This window comes from Paenibacillus alginolyticus DSM 5050 = NBRC 15375, assembly GCF_000422905.1.
Taxonomy (GTDB): Bacteria; Bacillota; Bacilli; order Paenibacillales; family NBRC-103111; genus Paenibacillus_E; species Paenibacillus_E alginolyticus.
The window spans coordinates 1-1,189 of sequence record NZ_AUGY01000222.1; the positions used below are offsets into that span (position 1 = coordinate 1).

General features: G+C 43.8%; 1 protein-coding gene and 3 tRNA genes. All 4 read left to right on the forward strand.

Features of this window, described 5'->3' with window-relative positions; all coding sequences use genetic code 11:
* Positions 1-120 precede the first annotated feature (120 nt).
* Positions 121-193: transfer RNA gene (locus tag G519_RS0138285), tRNA-His, on the forward strand.
* A gap of 16 nt (positions 194-209) precedes the next feature.
* Positions 210-281 (forward strand) — tRNA-Gln (locus tag G519_RS0138290).
* A 16-nt stretch (positions 282-297) separates the two neighbouring features.
* A tRNA-Leu gene (locus tag G519_RS0138295) sits at positions 298-379 on the forward strand.
* Between the two features lie 350 nt (positions 380-729).
* Positions 730-1,092: a response regulator gene (locus tag G519_RS0138300; protein ID WP_029199020.1), complete on the forward strand. Its 363-nt coding sequence runs from the start codon at positions 730-732 to the stop codon at positions 1,090-1,092.
* Positions 1,093-1,189: the final 97 nt, after the last annotated feature.

Genomic DNA, 1,189 nt, shown 5'->3' on the forward strand with positions numbered 1-1,189 from the left:
GCTTAACCATATATAGGGATCTTTGACGAAAGTCAAAGTCTCTCTGATCAGCTGACTAAGCAGTTGTTCAACTTTACGCAAGTTTCGTATCTAGTCTTCAGGGAATAAATCCCTACTGTGGCGATCGTGGCGAAGGGGTTAACGCACTGGTTTGTGGATCCAGCATTCGTGGGTTCAAGTCCCATCGGTCGCCCTTTTCCCTTCAATAATGGGGATTAGCCAAGCGGTAAGGCAACGGACTTTGACTCCGTCATGCCTAGGTTCAAATCCTAGATCCCCAGTTTTCTATTTTCATACGCGGTCGTGGTGGAACGGCAGACACACCATCTTGAGGGGGTGGCGCTCACAAGGCGTGAGGGTTCAAATCCCTCCGACCGCATCCCAGCTTTACAAGCATGAAGCCCTTATTTATAAGGGTTTTTTCTGTTTTATAACTGTTTAAAGAAAATGCACTAGTACAGCTTCATAAATCACACTTGTTTACTATCTGTTGACGAAATATGATTCGCCAAGTTTTCTGTTCCACCAACAAGTTCGCAATCATTTTGATCTTCGTCCGCAGGCATATTAAGATGCTTAATTTAGAACCAACAGATAAAGCTGAAGTGTTACAGAAAGGTGCAGCACTAGGGGCAGCAGGGGAATGATCAACCATCATTATATACGACTCAGCACTAAAAGCCTCTTCTCACCATTCTATGAATAACAAATGAACAGTGATCTAGTAGAGTGACTAGTTCTAATGAATTGCAAGTTGATGTGGCTGATGATGGAAGTAAAGCGGTCCAGTACGCTGCTAAAAAGAGGTATGATGCCATTCTGATGGTCTTGCAAATGCCAATAATGGACGGCTACGAAGCAGCTAGGCAAATAAGAGAACGGGATGTGGATACACCGATTATTGCCATGACTGCAGACGTAATGAAAGGCGTAAAAGAGCAAGTACTAGGGACTGGAATGAATGGCTATATTTCAAAACCATTTGAACCGATGGAGTTATTTAGTATGTTGCAGCGGGTCATTCAGACTTCGAGACTGAAAGGACCGCAGCAAGTCGCTGCCTCTATTGCTATAGAGGATGCCCCGGAATGAAAGAACTACCCTGAAAATCTCACATAGCTGAGAGCTAAAAATGGCAATACGAAATTAGGCGCAACTATGACGTTTTTTTCAAAAGGCTGCGTCTCAT